We start from the raw sequence: 17,210 nt of genomic DNA, 5'->3' as shown, positions 1-17,210 counted from the left end.
AATACTACAATAAGCGCACTATGAAAGTAATCTCATTTAACATTAATGGCCTTCGTGCTCGTCTTCATCAATTGCAAGCATTAATCGACAAACATCAACCTGATGTAATTGGTTTACAGGAAATCAAAGTTCACGATGAAGCGTTTCCGGTTGAAGATGTAGAAGCTATGGGCTACCACGTTTATTTCCATGGTCAGAAAGCGCATTATGGTGTCGCACTGATGTCGAAGAAACCAGCTAAATCAATCAAAAAAGGGTTTTCGACTGATACAGAAGAATCTCAAAGACGTATGATTTCAGGTGTATTTGAGAATGATAAAGGTGAAGATGTGATCATTCATAATGGCTACTTCCCTCAAGGTGATAACATAAACCATGAAACCAAATTCCCATACAAGCGTCAGTTTTATAAAGACTTAATGACACACTTAAATGAAAATCACACGCCTGAAGAAAATGTCATTGTAATGGGTGATATCAATATCTCATCGGTTGATTTAGATATCGGTATTGGTGAGCCAAATAAGAAACGTTGGCTTAAAACAGGCAAGTGTTCATTCCAACCAGAAGAACGTGAATGGCTCGCGACGTTAATGGATTGGGGATTTAAAGATACTTTCCGTGAATTAACACCAGAAAAGACAGAGCGTTACTCGTGGTTTGACTATCGCTCGAAAGGTTTTGATGATAACCGTGGCCTTCGAATTGACGTTGTATTGGCTACTGAATCACTAATGGCCAAATGTGTTGAAAGTGAAATCGATTACGAGCTAAGAGGCATCGAGAAACCTTCTGATCACGCGCCAATTTGGGCTGAGTTTAAATTTTAATTAGAACTCACTCTATGTTGTTGACCCCGCTTGTTACCTTAATCATATTCGCGTTTACTATCGATAAACGCGAATATTTAACGCTTTGGCATAGGCCTATCCGACAAACTGGTGTACTTGCTTGTTCAGTTGTACTGGCGCTGCTTTGGCAAATTAAAGCGGGGATATTGCCCTATTTAAATATCCATATATTGGGGATCACCGCCATCACCTTAGTGCTTGGTTGGCGGTTAGCAAGTTTAAGTGCCCTACTTACCAGTCTCTTGCTACTTGTGTTTGGCACTATTCAGTCTTCTGAATTTGCCGAGTTTTATCTTTTTACTGCACTTCTGCCTATACTGGTTAGTTACGGCCTATTTGTATTTTGCTACAGCAAGCTACCAAGACATTTCTTTGTTTATATTTTTGTCTGTGCATTTTTATGCGCTGGCTGCATTGGCGCTTTCAAAATATTGTCGTCAGGTGCTTATTACTGGCTAATTGATGCATACACATTCCAACAGTTATTAGATAACTATTTGTTTTATGCAACGCTGATTTGGTTTCCCGAAGCCATGTTGAATGGTATGGCAATCACTTTACTTATTACTTATAAACCCCACTGGGTTAAAACCTTTTATGATAAGGAATACTTAGATAAATGACGCTAATTTATCACTGTCCACTTTGTCAGGCTCCGTTAAATAAAACGGGAAATAGCATGTCGTGCGAGAAAAAACACCAATTCGATTTCGCTAAAGAAGGCTATGTTAATTTACTCCCTGTTCAGAACAAAAAATCAAAGCAACCCGGTGATAACTTAGATATGGTTCAAGCACGTCGTGCGTTTTTTGCAACCGACCACTACCATTTTTTAAGGCAAGAAATCGCCAATTTAATTGCCAGATCTTCTCCTCAAACATTACTCGACTTAGGGTGTGGCGAAGGGTTTTATACGCATTTATTTGCCAATGAATTACCTGAATGTGCTGTATACGGGCTAGATATTTCAAAATCAGCCGTTAAGTATGCGGCTAAGCGATATAAAGAGGCTAATTTTAGTGTTGCTTCTGCTAAACAAGCGCCATTTGAAAATGAAAGTATGGACTGTGTTGTTACCGTATTCGCCCCTGTTTTTGAACAAGAATTACAAAGGCTGGTGAAAAGAGCAGGTAAAGTAATTTTAGTAAACCCGGGCCCTAGGCATTTATTTGAGCTTAAATCGTTAATTTACCCTGAAGTGAATTTACATACACATCCAGATACCCCTGCAGGGTTTGAATTAGTCCAACATCATGAGCTAGAGAAACAAGTAGAGATTAAAACAGAAATCGTTGAGCATTTAATACAAATGACACCATTTGCTTGGAAATTTAAAGAAAGTCACTATGAGGCTTTAAAGGAAAAACAGAATCACTCGATTACCCTATCTTTTTATTTAAGCGAATATGAGAAGGTTTAAATAAAACTATCTTGTACACCCCACCCCCCTTTAATTAAATGATTAATTTGAGGGTGGGTACAACTAAAAAGAGCAGTTTAAAACTGCTCTTTCGTGAATGCTTTATCCATTTTCTCAAACATGTCTTTTAACAGTTTTGCCAAAGTTCGATAGGTGGGTCTTCGAGATTGTAATTGCATGGGCGCATCATAACCATTGGCCACCATCTTATTAAACAATTCTTGATACCAAGTGTTTAATGATGGATTCAGCGGCGTATCAGCGCGTTTCCCTAACCAAAGTAAACCTTGAGCAGGTAGAGATAAAAAGAAAAGCGCAATGGCTAAAGATTGAGGTACATACTGATTTCCCAGCCAATTGGTTTGCAATACTAAGGTGATCACAGCAAGTAAAGGCATCACACTGATTGCAAGTTCAGTGGCTTTTATGACTCTAAATTCTGCAAATATTGGCGCAAGCTCTTTGCGCATAGGCCATTCTTTGGCGTACTGTCGTCCAAGTTGCATTTGAGAAATGAGACTTTTTTGCATTAGGACTCCTACTAGAAGCTAACTATTCGGTCAAAATTGGGGTAAAATAATCAGTTAACACTGTCTATTATACCTTTGTATTACTGCGTAGCTTAAACCGCGACTTCGCTTTAAGCTTAATACGCATTTACTGTTATTGTCAAAATTGGAAATGCATATGCCCTCATCTCATGTACTGGTTTTAAATTGCGGAAGCTCTAGTTTAAAGTTTGCCATCATCGACACTGTGTCAGGTGACGAGCTTCTTTCAGGTCTTGCCGAACGTTTAGGCGAGCAAGATCCGCAAATCAAGTACAAGTTTAATGGTGACAAGCAACTGATCGCGCTATCACCAAACGATGCTCATCAAACTGCAATTGCAAAGTTAGTTGAACTAGTAAAGCAATTACAATTAGATTCAAGCCTCATTGCCGTTGGACACCGTGTTGTTCATGGTGGTGAGCACTTCACTAAATCTGCTTTAATCACACCAGATGTAATAGAAGCTATCACAAGAACTTCTTCACTTGCGCCACTGCATAACCCTGCTAACTTGCTTGGCATCGAAGCGGCACAATCTGCATTTTCTCATTTACCGCAAATTGCTGTGTTTGATACCGCATTCCATCAAAGCATGTCGCCAGAAGCTTTCTTATATGCGCTGCCTTATACGCTTTACAAACAAAATGGGATCAGACGCTATGGTTTCCATGGTACCAGTCATGCTTTTGTATCGGCAGAAGCTATCAAGACCTTAAAGCTTGAAGAAACAAACTCAAAGGTCATCAGTGCGCATTTAGGTAATGGCTGTTCTGTTACAGCTATTAAAAATGGTAAATCGGTAGATACCAGTATGGGTATGACGCCACTTGAAGGTTTGGTAATGGGCACGCGCAGCGGCGATATTGATCCTGGCATTTTCAACTACCTGACCGAGCAACTGAATTACTCAGCAAAGCAAATCGATACGCTTTTAAATAAAGAAAGTGGCTTACTGGGCATTAGTGAACTTTCAAATGATTGTAGAACCATTGAAGAGTCTGCGGCTGACGGGCATCAGCAAGCTGCACTTGCATTAGATATTTTCTGTTATCGTTTAGCAAAACAAATTGCTGCGTTTGTAGTGCCTTTAGGTGGCTTAGATGCATTGATTTTCACAGGGGGCATTGGTGAAAATTCAGATGTTATACGCGCTAAGGTTGTTGCACATTTATCTTTCTTAGGTTTAGAAATCGACAATGATAAAAACCTTGCAGCACGCTTTGGTTCTGAAGGTGTGATCACAAAGCAAACATCGCCATGTGCCATTGTGGTGCCTACCAATGAAGAATGGATGATTGCCAACGATGCAGCAAACATTGCACAGGAGCAAAAATAATGAGCCGTAGGATTATGTTAATCCCCATCTCTACTGGGGTTGGTTTAACCTCTGTCTCTGTTGGTCTTGTGCGTGCGCTTGAGCAAAAAGCGGTCAAAGTAAACTTCTTCAAACCCATTGCGCAACCTCGTAAAGACGATATAGGTCCTGAGAAATCGACCGTTATTGTGCAACAAGGTTCAACCATTCAACCCCCAATGCCATTTGAACTGAGCTATGCTGAACAAATGATTGGAGATGGCAAAGGCAATGATCTTCTAGAAGAAATCGTTGAGCGCTTCGAAAGTGCCATCAGTGATGATGAAGTTGCGATTATCGAAGGTATGGTGCCTACTCGTCTTCAGCCTTATGCTGGTCGTGTAAATCGCGAAATCGCGCAAACGCTTGGTGCTGATATCGTATTTGTATTAACCCCAGGTAATGACACGAACGAGCAGTTAGAAGATCGATTAGAAATTGCCTCAGGTAACTACGGCGGCATAGATCACAGTCGTGTACTGGGTTGTATTTTCAACAAAGTAAATGCACCGCTTGATGAAGAAGGCCGCGCGCGTGCCGATTTAGTTGACCAGCATGAACCTGAAGAACTTGAAAATGAAATGAACCGTTTGGCGTCATTACCTATTTTCAGGAAACACCCGTTTATGTTGCTTGGCGCAATTCCTTGGGACTTCGACTTAGTCGCGCCACGTGTAGCAGACTTAAGTGATTACTTAAAAGCCGAAGTGATCAATGCCGGTGACATGGCCCATAGACGTTTACGCCGTGTCACCTTTTGTGCCCGAACGGTATCAAATATCTTGAATCACTTTACCCCGGGTGCGTTACTGGTTACACCGGGAGACCGCTCTGATGTGTTAGTGGCAGCGTGTTTGTCAGCTATGAATGGTACCAAATTAGGTGCGATTTTATTGACGGGTGGTTTTAAACCTGAACCACGCATCATGACTTTATGTGAACAGGCAATGGAAACGGGTCTGCCGATTCTAGCCACTGAAGCCGATACGTGGCGTACCTCATTGTTACTTCATAACTTTAATATGGAAGTACCAAGTGATGACGAACAACGTATTGAGAAAGTAAAAGAACACAATGCAGCTAATATCGACTCAGATTGGTTAGATACTTTAGCCAAAGACGTTGCGAAAACACGCAAGCTTTCTCCACCTGCATTTAGATTCTTGTTGACCGATTTAGCTCGTCAAGCAAACAAAACCATTGTGCTTCCTGAGGGAAATGAGCCTCGCACAATTAAAGCTGCTGCAATTTGTGGTGAACGTGGCATTGCCAAAACGGTGCTATTAGGTGAAAGAGAAGAAATTGAGCGTATTGCGCTTCAACAAGGTGTAGAGCTCAACGAAAACGTGATTATTAAAGATCCGAATGAGATCCAAGATAATTATGTTGCACCTATGGTTGAACTGCGTAAGAACAAAGGTCTTACCCCTGTGGTTGCTAAAGAGCAACTGCAAGACAACGTAGTATTAGGCACTATGATGCTCGCTGAAAACGAAGTCGATGGCCTTGTATCTGGTGCGGTGAATACCACAGCGAATACTATCCGCCCTCCTCTTCAGCTCATTAAAACTGCGCCGGGTTCATCTTTAGTGAGCTCTGTGTTCTTTATGTTACTACCTGATCAAGTATTGGTTTATGGCGACTGCGCGATTAACCCAGACCCAACTGCTGAGCAACTTGCCGATATCGCCATTCAGTCAGCTGACTCTGCTGCGGCATTTGGTATTGAGCCGCGAGTTGCCATGATCAGCTACTCTACGGGTGAGTCTGGCCAAGGTGCGGATGTAGATAAAGTACGTGAAGCCACTAAAATTGCCCAGCAGAAACGTCCAGATCTTGAAATTGATGGCCCGCTACAGTACGACGCAGCGATTATGGAAAATGTAGCGCGCAAAAAAGCACCAAACAGTAAAGTCGCAGGTAAAGCAACGGTGTTTGTATTCCCTGACTTAAATACTGGTAACACAACTTACAAAGCAGTACAAAGAAGTGCTGAACTGGTAAGTATTGGTCCTATGCTGCAAGGTATGCGCAAACCTGTGAACGACTTAAGCCGTGGTGCACTAGTAGAAGATATCGTTTATACCATTGCACTTACGGCTATTCAGTCAAAGCAATTAGCAGATCAAACAAACTAACTCTGTTTGTGCAATTGTAAAACTTAGCTAAGTGTTGAGGGTTTAACTTTTTGACACTTAGCTATACTATAGACATATAGCTCAATAAACATAAGCGACTATGTCAAAGCAAACATTACAATTGTTAAAACAGGACTTTTCAATACATAGCCTTGACGTTGACCAAACAATTCCTAACCAAGTGTTAGCGTGTGATATTTTCTTTATTTCTAAAACACTTGAAGAACTCTCTATTGTTTGCCCTTCAGATATTGAAATTGATAGTTTTGCCACTGAAGCACATTGGCGAGCATTAGAAGTGATAGGTCCACTTGGTTTTTCTTTAACAGGGATCATGGCCAATATATCTGGTGTTTTAGCTAATGCTAAAATCTCCATTTTTGCCATTTCCACCTATGACACCGACTATGTTTTAGTCAAAGAACAACAAATTCAAGACGCAATTAATGCGCTGAAAAAAGACGGATACACGGTTCTTTAATGCAGTTTTCTCAATCAATTCCTTTTGCACCTATCAATGAAATTGTTGACCCAGTTTTACATCTCGCCAGTCCGTTTAGCGGCAAAGTACAGTCTTTGAAACAGCACCCGCTTGCCCTATTTTCTTCTGGCATGATTGGAAGAGGCGTGACTGTAGAGTTGATCCAAGGAAAAGTTACCGCGCCATTTGACGGTAAAATTGAACAAGTTAAACGCCATGGCTATGAGATTATACTGGTTGCAAAAAATGGCTTGAAGTTACTTATTCATATTCAGCCGCCTTCAGAACAAGCCAATACAAGTTTGCAAATAACCAGTGCCTTTGGCAAAAAAGAAGTCAAGCAAGGTGAATTGCTTGCTTACTTCGAAACCACGCACCTAGAAAAACCACTGCTCGGCAGTTTGCTTATCGTTAACGCAGATAGATTAGGTCCTTGCTTTTACCCATTGAAGCAAGTGCGTGCGGGGCTAGACCCACTCATTACAATTACTCAAAACCAGAATATTTAAGAGGCTCTTATGATCACTATGTATGGCATTCCGAACTGTGACACCATTAAAAAAGCAAAAAAATATCTTAGTGACAACAATATTGAATTTACTTTTCATGATTACCGTAAAGATGGCGTTTCAGAAGAGTTAGTTACTGAATTTTGTAAAAACTTAGGCTGGGAGCAAGTATTAAACAAACGCGGAACAACCTACCGTGCTTTATCAGATGATGAAAAGAGCAACCTATCTGAAGCATCTGCCATTACTCATTTAGTTGCGGCTCCAGCGATGATCAAACGCCCTATTCTAGAGGTTAATGGTCAACTACATCTTGGTTTTAAAGCAGCCCAGTATGATGAGATTTTCGCTTAATGAGCGGTCACAACAATACATCTCAACATTCTGAGGTTGTCTCATTAGCCCAAGCATTGATCCAAAAAAAATCAGTGACCCCTGAAGATGCTAACTGCCAAGACTTAATGAACGAGCGCTTAGCCAAACTTGGTTTTAACATTGAAGAGCATTTTTTTGTCGATACATTAAATACTTGGGCAAGGAAAGGCACTGATAGCCCGCATTTTTGCTTTGCAGGTCACACTGATGTTGTGCCTACAGGCGATGAGAATGAATGGCAACATCCGCCTTTTGATGGTGTCATTGAAAATGGCATATTACATGGCCGTGGTGCCGCAGACATGAAAGGGTCACTGGCGGCTATGGTGGTTGCCACTGAACGGTTTGTAGCAAAGCACCCTGATCATAAAGGCTCTATTTCGTTTCTAATTACATCGGATGAAGAAGGCCCATTCATTAATGGCACCACAAAGGTAGTCGATCTACTAGAAGCCAGAAATGAAAAAATCGATATGTGTTTGGTCGGTGAGCCGTCTTCTCGTGACCGACTGGGTGATGTAGTCAAAAATGGCCGTAGAGGCTCTTTAACAGGACATTTAACTGTAAAAGGCAAACAAGGCCACGTTGCATACCCTCACTTAGCGCATAACCCTATTCATGCGGTGTCTCCTGCCTTGGCAGAGTTGAGTCAAACTGAATGGGATAAGGGCAATGCATTTTTCCCGGCAACCAGTTTTCAAATATCAAACATTCAAGGCGGCACTGGCGCATCAAATGTCATCCCTGGCAGTGTGTATGTGCAGTTCAATTTTCGTTTTTCAACAGAGTCGACTGTAGAACAACTACAACAACGCGCAATCGCAATTCTAGATAAATTCGGCTTAGAGTATGAGTTAAACTGGATTGTCAATGGCCTGCCATTTTTAACTGAACCTGGTGAATTGCTTGATGTGACGTTGACTGCCATCGAAGAAGTAACCGGTTTGCCGAGTACACCAGAAACAACTGGCGGCACATCCGATGGTCGTTTTATTGCGCAAACGGGCTGTAAAGTTATAGAGCTCGGGCCAATTAATGCAACCATACATCAAGTTGATGAACACGTTAGCTGTGATGATTTAGACCAACTGGCTTTAATTTACGAGAAGATACTCGAGAAGTTACTTAGCAAATGACTTTATCTGATATGGCCGCTTGCGCTTGCGGCCTTTCTGAAGCGCATTTGACCGAATACAAAGGCAAACAACTTCATCAAGAGATCGTCGATGATTTTCGAGCTTTAGAATTAGCCGCTAAGAATGCAGGGTTTGATTTAGAAATTGCATCTGCTTATCGAAGCTTCGAACGTCAATCTCTTATCTGGAATAACAAGTTTTCAGGTAAGCGCCCTATTTTAAATGCGAATAACGAACCTGTTGAAATTGCTAACCTCTCAGAAATCGAGATTATACAAGCTATTATGCTTTACTCGGCAATGCCTGGAGCGAGCAGGCATCACTTCGGTACTGACCTAGATGTGTTTGCACCTAACCTATTAAAGCCCGGTCAAACATTACAACTCGAGCCATGGGAGTATCAATTTGACGGGCCATTTTACAAGCTTAACACTTGGTTAGACGAGAACCTTTCTAAGTTTGGCTTTTATCGTCCCTATGAAGAATTTAGAGGTGGCGTAGCTGAAGAACCTTGGCATATAAGCCACTTAAACTGCAGCGATAAACTAGTTCAACATCAAAGTTCAGAGAATATAATCACAGCACTCAAACATTCTAATGTGTTAGGCAAAGCTTCGTTGATTAAGCATATGCCCAACTTATATAAACAATACATTACTAATATATGTCTGCCATAACTATAGCGTTTTGAAGGCAAGAAGGCCTATTGGGCTTTTAATACACTTGATAAATGCTTGAAAAACTCTTCTTTGCCAAATAACTTAGCGTCTAACTCGTTGATGACTAGGCGCATTTGGATGCGAGTTTTAGCTTTAAAATAACTAAACCTGATCTCATTATCAGCATAGATAGCACAATGAATCTTTAAGGGATGCTCTCCCATAATTTCAATATTCGTGTTTTTCTGAGAGTCTGTAAGCTTAGTGCAAATTGGTACTAAGCTATTTGAGCTGATTAATTCACATAGAAAATCTAGCTGCTCGTTGGCTTTATTGATTATGTTAAGCGACATATAACTTATTCTTATCAAATCGATTGAGCAATATTAAACCAACTTCATTAAAATTGCTTTGATCTTAATTAAAGGATTTCTGTGATTAAAAACTCTGAACCTAAGCCATTCATTGTCCACTCAAATTCATCATCAAGCGTTTTATTTAAAAGCACTTTACCTAAAGGTGAAGAAGGTGTAATGACCCAAATTATTTGTTCTTTTATTTGCAACTTCAAGCCACCTTCTGCAGGTGCCATAAAGTACCAGTAAAGCTTTTCATCTGCACTTTCACAGCACACTAGACTACCAACAGTGATTGTTTTAGAAGGCATTAAGGTAAATATCTCATCGAATGCCTTAATTGCTCTATGCGCTTCGTCTACACGCTCGCTTTGACCTTGTGCTAAATAGGCTGACTCTATGCTTAAAGAATCATACTGAGTTTCGGCGGCACTTTGCTCGTGTGTTGCATCTTCTCTGGCAGAGTTAGCAGCTTGTGTTGCTTCTTGAAGTTTAGCTTGCAGAGCAAACTTAAGATGCTCAATGAAATGTTGTTTATTCATATAGATAATGGGCTGTAAAAAAACAGCCCATTATCTATTAATTAAAAGAGTGATTCAAATGTACTATCAGGGAACAAAATACCTGGTATACCTCTCACTGTTTGAATGTCGCCAACTTGCTTATCACCCAAATAGTAACCACCGGTGTAATTTTTACCTTTCTTTTTCAAATCAAGCCAATAACCATGTTCACCGCGAGCAACTAAGTTGATGTTATCCCCCGCTGTTCGTAGAACAACTTCCATCACTTTGTTATTGTTTAATAAGAAAACGTCACCTTGATTGAGTTCAGATAACATATCTGGATCGCCAATAAACTGTAGTCTCAGATCCTTACCACCATTTAGCTCAAGCCCTAATTCAATCCCGAATGCAAGGTTTGCTGAGTCGACCGTAAACGGTGTTCTTTCATTTGCATAAACCTTAATTGGAATAAGCTGACTGGTCGTTGTTAACGTTGCATCAGCAGCAAAAGAAGTCACTATGGTGTCTAACTGCTCTTCAAGAAGCTGTCGTTTTACATTCAGATCAACTTGTCCCTTTAACTCAGCATCAGGCTGGTTTAATGTAATGGTACCTTTGAAAATGCCATCTCCCGTTGTGCTATCAGAGTTATTTGTATCAATCGTGCCATCAAGCTCCAATAAAATATCTGATAAATCCAAAGTTACAGTAAGCTCACCCTTCGAAATTTTAGCAACACCACTGCCTTCAATCTTATCGCCTAAAGACGCACTTTTACGCCATGTAGGCATCACCACATCCATTTCGATGTCGTAACCTTCCCTTACTCCTGATACTTTCCAAGTAAACGGGCCATCAGAATAATCTATCGTTAAGCCATTCACACGATAACGCCCTGGAAAGCTATCTTTTGCAGGTGAAACCTCTAAAACAGCATCTAAAATTGAAGTTGAAAGCAACTCTATAGCTCTTTGTGCATCTTGGTTAATCAAAACTTCAATTTCATTAAACCGTGTCGTTAATTCATCACTATACTTTTCTTCTTGTAATCTAAGTACACCAATCGCTTCACGGAGTTGAACCAATAATGCTTTTTTTCTATCAGCGTCAAACTCATTCTCATTGGACAATACTATTGGCTCAAAAAGAGCATTAAGTCTTGAATTAACTAAAGCTGACTGACCAGAATAAAGAACACTTCGCTTCGGATCTAACAACAAAATTCGCAGGTATTCATTCGATAACGATTGATAAGACTTCCAAGCCGCATTTTCGGTTTCATTCAAGACAATGTCATAGGTTTGAGCAAAATTACTCCCTAATTCTCTTATTCTATGTTGCGTGATTACGTCGGCGTAAGATATTGCATCGGCAATATACTCAGAGCTTAGAGACTGACTTTGATTACTATGAGTTAGATGATAAACGGGTGAGCTTGTAAGACTCAGTCTATTATTCGCCAAGCCTCGATCAAACATGAGTGTTGAAAAAGGGGAGAAAATAACTTTATTTACTCCAGCGACGGAAAATATTGAAGCTTGATGAGTTAATTCTGCAGTTAAGGGTTCTCCAAAATCAATTTCGTTATTACCGTTCAAATCGTTTGGATCGTTTCTTATTGAGCGACCACAGCCTGCTTCTAGCGGGCATGTTATTGTTGAATTTGAAGGCGTAAATTTAAATTGATAGCGTTTTTGCTCATCTAATGACATAGTAAAAGTCGTAATATCAGCGACTTCTTTATTCATTGTAGTGTTTGAGTCAGGCTCTACAATATTTAATACACCTGACTTCCCAATAAAACTAGGAACATAAAATTCAAACTCTGACTTTTCTAATTGCTCTTCAATCTGAGGAGGTGTTGTACTTTGTTCTTCTGTACTCGAGCCACACCCAGATAAAAAGGCTAAAACTACCGCAGAAATTATTGTTTTTTTCATAATTTGGCTCTAAAAATCTTTCTTAATTGCCCAAGACAAATTTACATAATTTGCGTTAGCAAAATCAAAACTGTCAGTTTTCAAAGACACACTAAAGTATTTATTCTGCACCCCAAACTGGTATGCCTTACTATGAGTTTCAAAGCCTGCAAAGGCTTGCCAATCATTCCAAAATCCATATTTTGCTGTTAATTGATTAAATACATCCTGATTATATTTTCTAGAGGCCAGTTCAAACGCAAATCGTTCATTAAATTGATAATCTAGATTAAAGTAGTAACGAGCATCATGTTCAAATGTATGAGTTATATCACGATTATAAGCACTCGTATTTAATTGAACAGTTGGAGATGTCGAAATAGTTCCATCATTGTTTTCAGTAAAAGGAATATCAGTCGTAAAACCATTTACAAAGCCAGCTCCTTCGTATTCAGCTTCGTAGATTAAGTCCTTAATTAATGCACTGACTTTAATTGTTTCCGTTATCTGCCAAGCTAATTGAAGGTCAAAGCTGTAACCTTTACCTTTTGGTTTTTCAGCAGGTGTAAATTCTTTAAAAAGTACATCTTTAGAAAAATAGTAATTAGTTGTTAATGCTCCCTTTACTTCATCACTATAAACTGTGCCATCAACAACACCGTCTTGAAAATGCACACTTTGGAAAAATGTCATTTTTGGTGCAATCAAAATTGATTTATCAAGCAACTGCAAATCGTACGAAATATATACACCATGGGTCGTACTTTGCTTTCCTTTTAGGTAATATCGATAGTTCCTTTCATCGAAAGCTAAGTCATTCTTTTCTAGGTGAGTATAAAGCGCAGTATCAGGATCAAACTCAAGTAAATAATCAAATCGACTCTGAACACCTACTCCCACTCCCATATGTTTTACACCTAATTCAAAGGTATTAAATGTAAAGGCACTATCTCCAGACTCCAAAGGCTTATCAAAGTCATCTAGAAATGCCTTTATAGGTTGAGCTTCAGTATAAATTTCTGAATTAAAAGAATGTTGTACAGTGATTGGTGGTTTAGCGGCCTCAGCATAGCCAGCAAAAAGAAACGTTAAAGCTAAAACAGATTTTTTTATTTTCATATTTGTACTTCTAAAACAAAAAAGGGAAAGGCATACCCTTTCCCTTATTAACAGCAAATACTATTAATTAGACTCACCGAGGAAGTCAATGTTTGTGTAGTCAATACTTTGACCGTTAACATAATTAATATTAAAGCCATTTGTTATTTCGCGAACTGCACCAGCAACCGCTTTTTTGCCTTCAACATCATTGTAGAGAGATACTTCACCGAATAATGGGCCAACTTCTGAAACTAGATCAAGTCTAAATTGATAACCATGATAATTCAGTAAATTAACATCAACTGTACCAATATCACGATGGATGTCGTCGAATTTCACATCAAATACAACACTAAACTCAGTTTGCTCTGTGATACCGTTAATTGTGAAATCTGCATATTCAATTACATCACCTGAAGAGAATAGACCCTTAGGATCACCATTTTCATCAAGACCATAGATGTCAAACTCAACTGTACCATCAAAGCCATATTGTCCATCGGTAATTTCTACAATGTTAAATGACTTAACATTAAGTACTTCAAGATCTGAATAATCTGGGTTATTTACTGCGATATCTTTATTTAAGTTAATATATAAACATGACGCATTATTAGTAAATCTCGAATCCCCTTCAGCAAAGAACACACATTGCTCTAGTGACTCTGAGGCTTCAGGCATAACAAGTCTTTGTCCACTTTCAGTATTCAGATTACCAGACCATGTAAATACAATTGTACTTGTTCTAAATCCACTAGTAACCGTTCCTAAAAGTTCAACTTTTTGCCCATCTGTAGCGTTCTCAAAAACGAAAGTTAAATCTTTATTGTCAATATCTAGATTATACGAGTAACTCCAATCAGGGTACTTAGCTGAACTGCCCGATTGCTGGCCAGAATCAAAGCTGCCATTGTTAACTATGTCTTCAACTACTTCCAACATTAAATCGCCAAGGTCATAAATTGCACCAGCCCCTTGCTTGGTCACAAAGCTAACACCAACCATTTTGTCAGTGCCAACTTTAGCAATTTCTGCAAGTCTTGCTTTTTCAAGCGTAACTACGTGTGCATCTAAAATATTCTGGCGTGTTACTCTGTTAGCTTCAGCCAACTCTAGAGCATTAGATGCATCTGCTTCATAACCTTCAGCTGTCGCTTTCAATGCGATAGAGTCTGATTCAAAGTCAGTGCTAAGTGCCGCAGAAGCGTACTCTGTTGCTTTTACAAATGCATTTTTAGCACTTGCGTCATAGCTATTAGCAACTTCCACAACATTGTTATTGGCATTAGAAGCTGTATTTAGAAGTGCAAACGCTTCATCTACATCAGATTCACTTTGAATTTGCGCAATTGCAACTTCTAAAGCGCTTATTGCATCTTGATAGCTTTGTTCTGAGTTTTCAAGAGCTAACTTAGCTTGAACAGCATTTTCAACAGCTGATTCTGCAATTGCTTTTGCTGCTTCTACCTTTTGACCAATTGCTTCTACAGCTTCACTTGACTCATCAAATTCAACCTTCGCAATCTCCGTCAACTGAGAAATCTTAGAAATTTCAGAATCGATTGCAGATTTTTGTGCGACTGCATCATCAGCGATCGCTTGATATTGGTCATCTTTACTTACCAGATCATTACTTGAAGTGATAAGTTGCTCAATACTTGTATTTAATCTTGCCAGAGTTGTCGAATCAGTATTGTTATCAACAGCCTCTTTAAACTCTGTAGCAGCTACAGCATAATCAATAACTTCTTGGTTTGATTTATTAGCTTTATCACCCAGTGCAACAACAGTAACTTGTTGCTCCTGTAGAGCAGTGATAGAGGCTTGAACAGCTGATAATTCAACTTTAAGCTCTGCCAATTGCTCAGTCAGTAGTTCAGCTAACTTTGCATTCTCTAATGCTTCACCGTCACCGATCTCATCAAGTTGTTTTTTAGACTCATCGACATCTTCTTTTAAATCTTTGTCTGTCGTAGCTCCTGAACTCACAGCTTTATCTTTTGCATCTTTTGCTGCCGTTGCCGTTTGTTCAGCAGTAGCTTCATCAACACCAGCTTCAACGAGCGCATCTTTAACTGCTTGTGTGTCTCCACTCACAACCGCAGCTAAGATTTTACCAGCTGTTTTAGATTGCGCTTTTAGCTCTTTAAACGTGTCACTTGTACCTAATGTATTATCTTTAACATCATTCTTTAACTTTTGAATAACATCAGAGATAGTACCATTTCCACCTTTTGCCGCAACGGCCTGAATTGATGCTGCTACTTGTATCATTGTTAACACACCAGCGTCTAAGGCTTCTGTGCCATCTACATCAGTGAAATCTACCGCACCACCCTCAGATAAATCAGACGATAACGAAGCTAATAAAGCTTCATCACCAATTAAAGCTGTGATTACACTTTTACTAGCACTGCTGATTGCTTCAGAGTTAATTTCTCCATTACCCGCTGTTAGGATTGCAGAAGCTGCAGAAGTAAATAAAGTCAAGTTGGCTTTAAAGCTTGAAGCTTCATCGCCTTCAGCAAACTGTTTACCTTTGACAGAACTTGCTTGGGTAGATGCAGACTTTATCAGCTTAACTACAGACAACTCTAAATCGTCTTTATACCACTCACCGAAATCAACTTTATTGTTTTTGTTTACATCTAAATCTGAAGTCGCAGAGAAAGCACCACAACCTACAAATGCATCACACTTGATTAAGCTATCGTCACCTTCTTTCTTTGTTGCAACAGTTATGTAAACTGGACCTGAAAACTCACTGTCAACAAAAATTGTATACTCGCCCTTCTCGCCAGTCACAAGAGCCGGATTAGCATCTAAAATGGCTTTAGAAGCTAATTTTTTTGCTTCTTCTTCAGTAGTCGCTGTTGCCTTTTCTTCTACTGAACCAGTTTCAACTCGATAAGCAAGATCGGTAAATTCGCCATTAGCATCAATTGTTTTAACCTGAACCTGAGCATTTTTTAAAGTGCCTTTTACTGCACGACCTGAAATTGAAGTGCTGAAATCAACGGTTACTGAAGATTCTACTTCGATAGGCTTAGGTGGGTTAACTACTTGAGTATTGTTGTCGTCATCACCAAAACACCCTGTTAAACCGAGTGAAAGCGCGACTGAAGTGGCGATTGGTGTAAGTTTATTAAATCGCTTTGCCATTAGGTAGGTCTCCTTAAACAGCTTTATGCTTATTATTCTTATTTAATTCTAGTTGTTATTAATAAAACAGCTAATTATAAATAAAGCTAATCACTAATAAATGAGAACCAATATACGTAATCTTATTTACAATGTCATTGCAAAACGAGCGCTTTTGTAAAGAAATATAAAAAAAATTAACAAACCAACTGTAAATATTATTTTGCGGTATTCGGAATCTCTAGTACCAGCGTTTTTACAGCATTGTGAGCTGATAAAGTGACATGCACTTGCCATTTCATATCTTCGGTATCACAAGCACCAATCATCCCTTCTGCTTGGTAAACTGCATTTTTTTGTTGCTTAAAAAACAATGGAATGTAGCCCATATTCATTGTTATACCCTCAATTTTTGCTGACTCAATTTCAACTTCACTTCCAAATGGAGTTGCTAAATAAATATTGAAAGGTGTTTCTTCTTTTATTTGCTTTTCTTCTATCCAAATTGTCACACCTGCTATCTGAGTACAGGCATTATATTCTTGGCAAGTTTCAGGAACTCGATAACTTTCACTTTTTTCTGAACTTTCATGTATAATTGTATCCGAGTCTGTGCATGCGATAGCAAGCAGACTTAAAATCGGTATAAAAAGGTGATTTCTAAATAATGACATAGTGCTTTTGGTTTGTATTTTTGTTGGTAGTTTATGCTT

At 39.3% G+C, this 17,210-nt stretch carries 17 protein-coding genes; 10 read left to right on the top strand and 7 right to left on the bottom strand.

Going from position 1 to position 17,210, the window contains the following annotated elements:
* Window positions 1–20: 20 nt before the first annotated feature.
* Genes xthA through rlmA form a run of 3 tightly spaced genes read left to right on the top strand, consistent with a single transcriptional unit; the run spans window position 21 to window position 2,271 of the window.
* Window positions 21–830 carry an exodeoxyribonuclease III gene (gene xthA, locus ACH784_RS07655; protein WP_404394768.1) on the top strand — a complete coding sequence of 270 codons (810 nt, stop codon included), beginning with the start codon at window positions 21–23 and terminating at the stop codon, window positions 828–830.
* Between the two features lie 14 nt (window positions 831–844).
* Entirely contained in the window at window positions 845–1,474 is a 630-nt protein-coding gene (locus ACH784_RS07650; protein WP_404394766.1) for an energy-coupling factor ABC transporter permease, read from the top strand.
* A complete protein-coding gene (gene rlmA, locus ACH784_RS07645) occupies window positions 1,471–2,271 on the top strand; it encodes a 23S rRNA (guanine(745)-N(1))-methyltransferase (RefSeq protein WP_404394764.1) in 801 nt (266 codons plus the stop codon). The genes ACH784_RS07650 and rlmA overlap by 4 nt, the downstream gene beginning before the upstream one ends.
* Window positions 2,272–2,348: 77 nt before the next feature.
* Here rlmA and yfbV read toward each other — a convergent pair whose 3' ends face one another.
* Window positions 2,349–2,801, bottom strand: a complete 453-nt coding sequence (gene yfbV, locus ACH784_RS07640; protein ID WP_138483018.1) for a terminus macrodomain insulation protein YfbV — start codon at window positions 2,799–2,801, stop codon at window positions 2,349–2,351.
* A gap of 157 nt (window positions 2,802–2,958) precedes the next feature.
* Between yfbV and ACH784_RS07635 the strand changes: the two genes are divergently transcribed.
* The 7 genes from ACH784_RS07635 to ACH784_RS07605 all read left to right on the top strand — a co-directional run bounded on the left by ACH784_RS07635 (window position 2,959) and on the right by ACH784_RS07605 (window position 9,492).
* Entirely contained in the window at window positions 2,959–4,158 is a 1,200-nt protein-coding gene (locus ACH784_RS07635) for an acetate kinase (protein WP_404394762.1), read from the top strand.
* Window positions 4,158–6,314: a phosphate acetyltransferase gene (gene pta / locus ACH784_RS07630; protein WP_404394760.1), complete on the top strand. Its 2,157-nt coding sequence runs from the start codon at window positions 4,158–4,160 to the stop codon at window positions 6,312–6,314. The genes ACH784_RS07635 and pta overlap by 1 nt, the downstream gene beginning before the upstream one ends.
* A 100-nt stretch (window positions 6,315–6,414) precedes the next feature.
* Window positions 6,415–6,795: an ACT domain-containing protein gene (locus ACH784_RS07625; RefSeq protein WP_390445990.1), complete on the top strand. Its 381-nt coding sequence runs from the start codon at window positions 6,415–6,417 to the stop codon at window positions 6,793–6,795.
* A complete protein-coding gene (locus ACH784_RS07620; RefSeq protein WP_404394757.1) occupies window positions 6,795–7,304 on the top strand; it encodes a PTS glucose transporter subunit IIA in 510 nt (169 codons plus the stop codon). The genes ACH784_RS07625 and ACH784_RS07620 overlap by 1 nt, the downstream gene beginning before the upstream one ends.
* Window positions 7,305–7,313: 9 nt before the next feature.
* Window positions 7,314–7,658, top strand: coding sequence for an ArsC family reductase (locus tag ACH784_RS07615; protein WP_404394756.1), 345 nt, complete (start codon window positions 7,314–7,316; stop codon window positions 7,656–7,658).
* Window positions 7,658–8,815 carry a succinyl-diaminopimelate desuccinylase gene (dapE, locus tag ACH784_RS07610; protein ID WP_404394754.1) on the top strand — a complete coding sequence of 386 codons (1,158 nt, stop codon included), beginning with the start codon at window positions 7,658–7,660 and terminating at the stop codon, window positions 8,813–8,815. The genes ACH784_RS07615 and dapE overlap by 1 nt, the downstream gene beginning before the upstream one ends.
* Complete coding sequence (locus ACH784_RS07605) at window positions 8,812–9,492, top strand: M15 family metallopeptidase (RefSeq protein ID WP_404394752.1); 681 nt, start codon at window positions 8,812–8,814, stop codon at window positions 9,490–9,492. Before dapE ends, ACH784_RS07605 begins: the two co-directional genes overlap by 4 nt.
* Before the next feature lie 26 nt (window positions 9,493–9,518).
* Here the strand turns inward: ACH784_RS07605 and ACH784_RS07600 are convergent, their stop codons facing one another.
* The 6 genes from ACH784_RS07600 to ACH784_RS07575 all read right to left on the bottom strand — a co-directional run bounded on the left by ACH784_RS07600 (window position 9,519) and on the right by ACH784_RS07575 (window position 17,171).
* Window positions 9,519–9,827 carry a hypothetical protein gene (locus ACH784_RS07600; protein WP_404394750.1) on the bottom strand — a complete coding sequence of 103 codons (309 nt, stop codon included), beginning with the start codon at window positions 9,825–9,827 and terminating at the stop codon, window positions 9,519–9,521.
* A 68-nt stretch (window positions 9,828–9,895) separates the two neighbouring features.
* A complete protein-coding gene (locus ACH784_RS07595; RefSeq protein WP_404394748.1) occupies window positions 9,896–10,372 on the bottom strand; it encodes a transcription elongation factor GreAB in 477 nt (158 codons plus the stop codon).
* Between the two features lie 41 nt (window positions 10,373–10,413).
* Window positions 10,414–12,276, bottom strand: coding sequence for a hypothetical protein (locus ACH784_RS07590; RefSeq protein ID WP_404394747.1), 1,863 nt, complete (start codon window positions 12,274–12,276; stop codon window positions 10,414–10,416).
* A gap of 9 nt (window positions 12,277–12,285) precedes the next feature.
* On the bottom strand, window positions 12,286–13,374 hold the full coding sequence (locus ACH784_RS07585) for a hypothetical protein (protein WP_404394745.1): 1,089 nt from the start codon (window positions 13,372–13,374) through the stop codon (window positions 12,286–12,288).
* 63 nt (window positions 13,375–13,437) lie between these two features.
* Complete coding sequence (locus tag ACH784_RS07580) at window positions 13,438–16,518, bottom strand: hypothetical protein (RefSeq protein ID WP_404394743.1); 3,081 nt, start codon at window positions 16,516–16,518, stop codon at window positions 13,438–13,440.
* A gap of 197 nt (window positions 16,519–16,715) precedes the next feature.
* Window positions 16,716–17,171: a hypothetical protein gene (locus ACH784_RS07575; protein ID WP_404394742.1), complete on the bottom strand. Its 456-nt coding sequence runs from the start codon at window positions 17,169–17,171 to the stop codon at window positions 16,716–16,718.
* Between the last annotated feature and the right edge of the window lie 39 nt (window positions 17,172–17,210).

Origin of the sequence: Pseudoalteromonas phenolica, from assembly GCF_044788725.1 — a bacterium.
Lineage (GTDB): Bacteria > Pseudomonadota > Gammaproteobacteria > Enterobacterales > Alteromonadaceae > Pseudoalteromonas > Pseudoalteromonas phenolica_C.
This window is presented reverse-complemented; position numbering and strand designations above follow the sequence as displayed.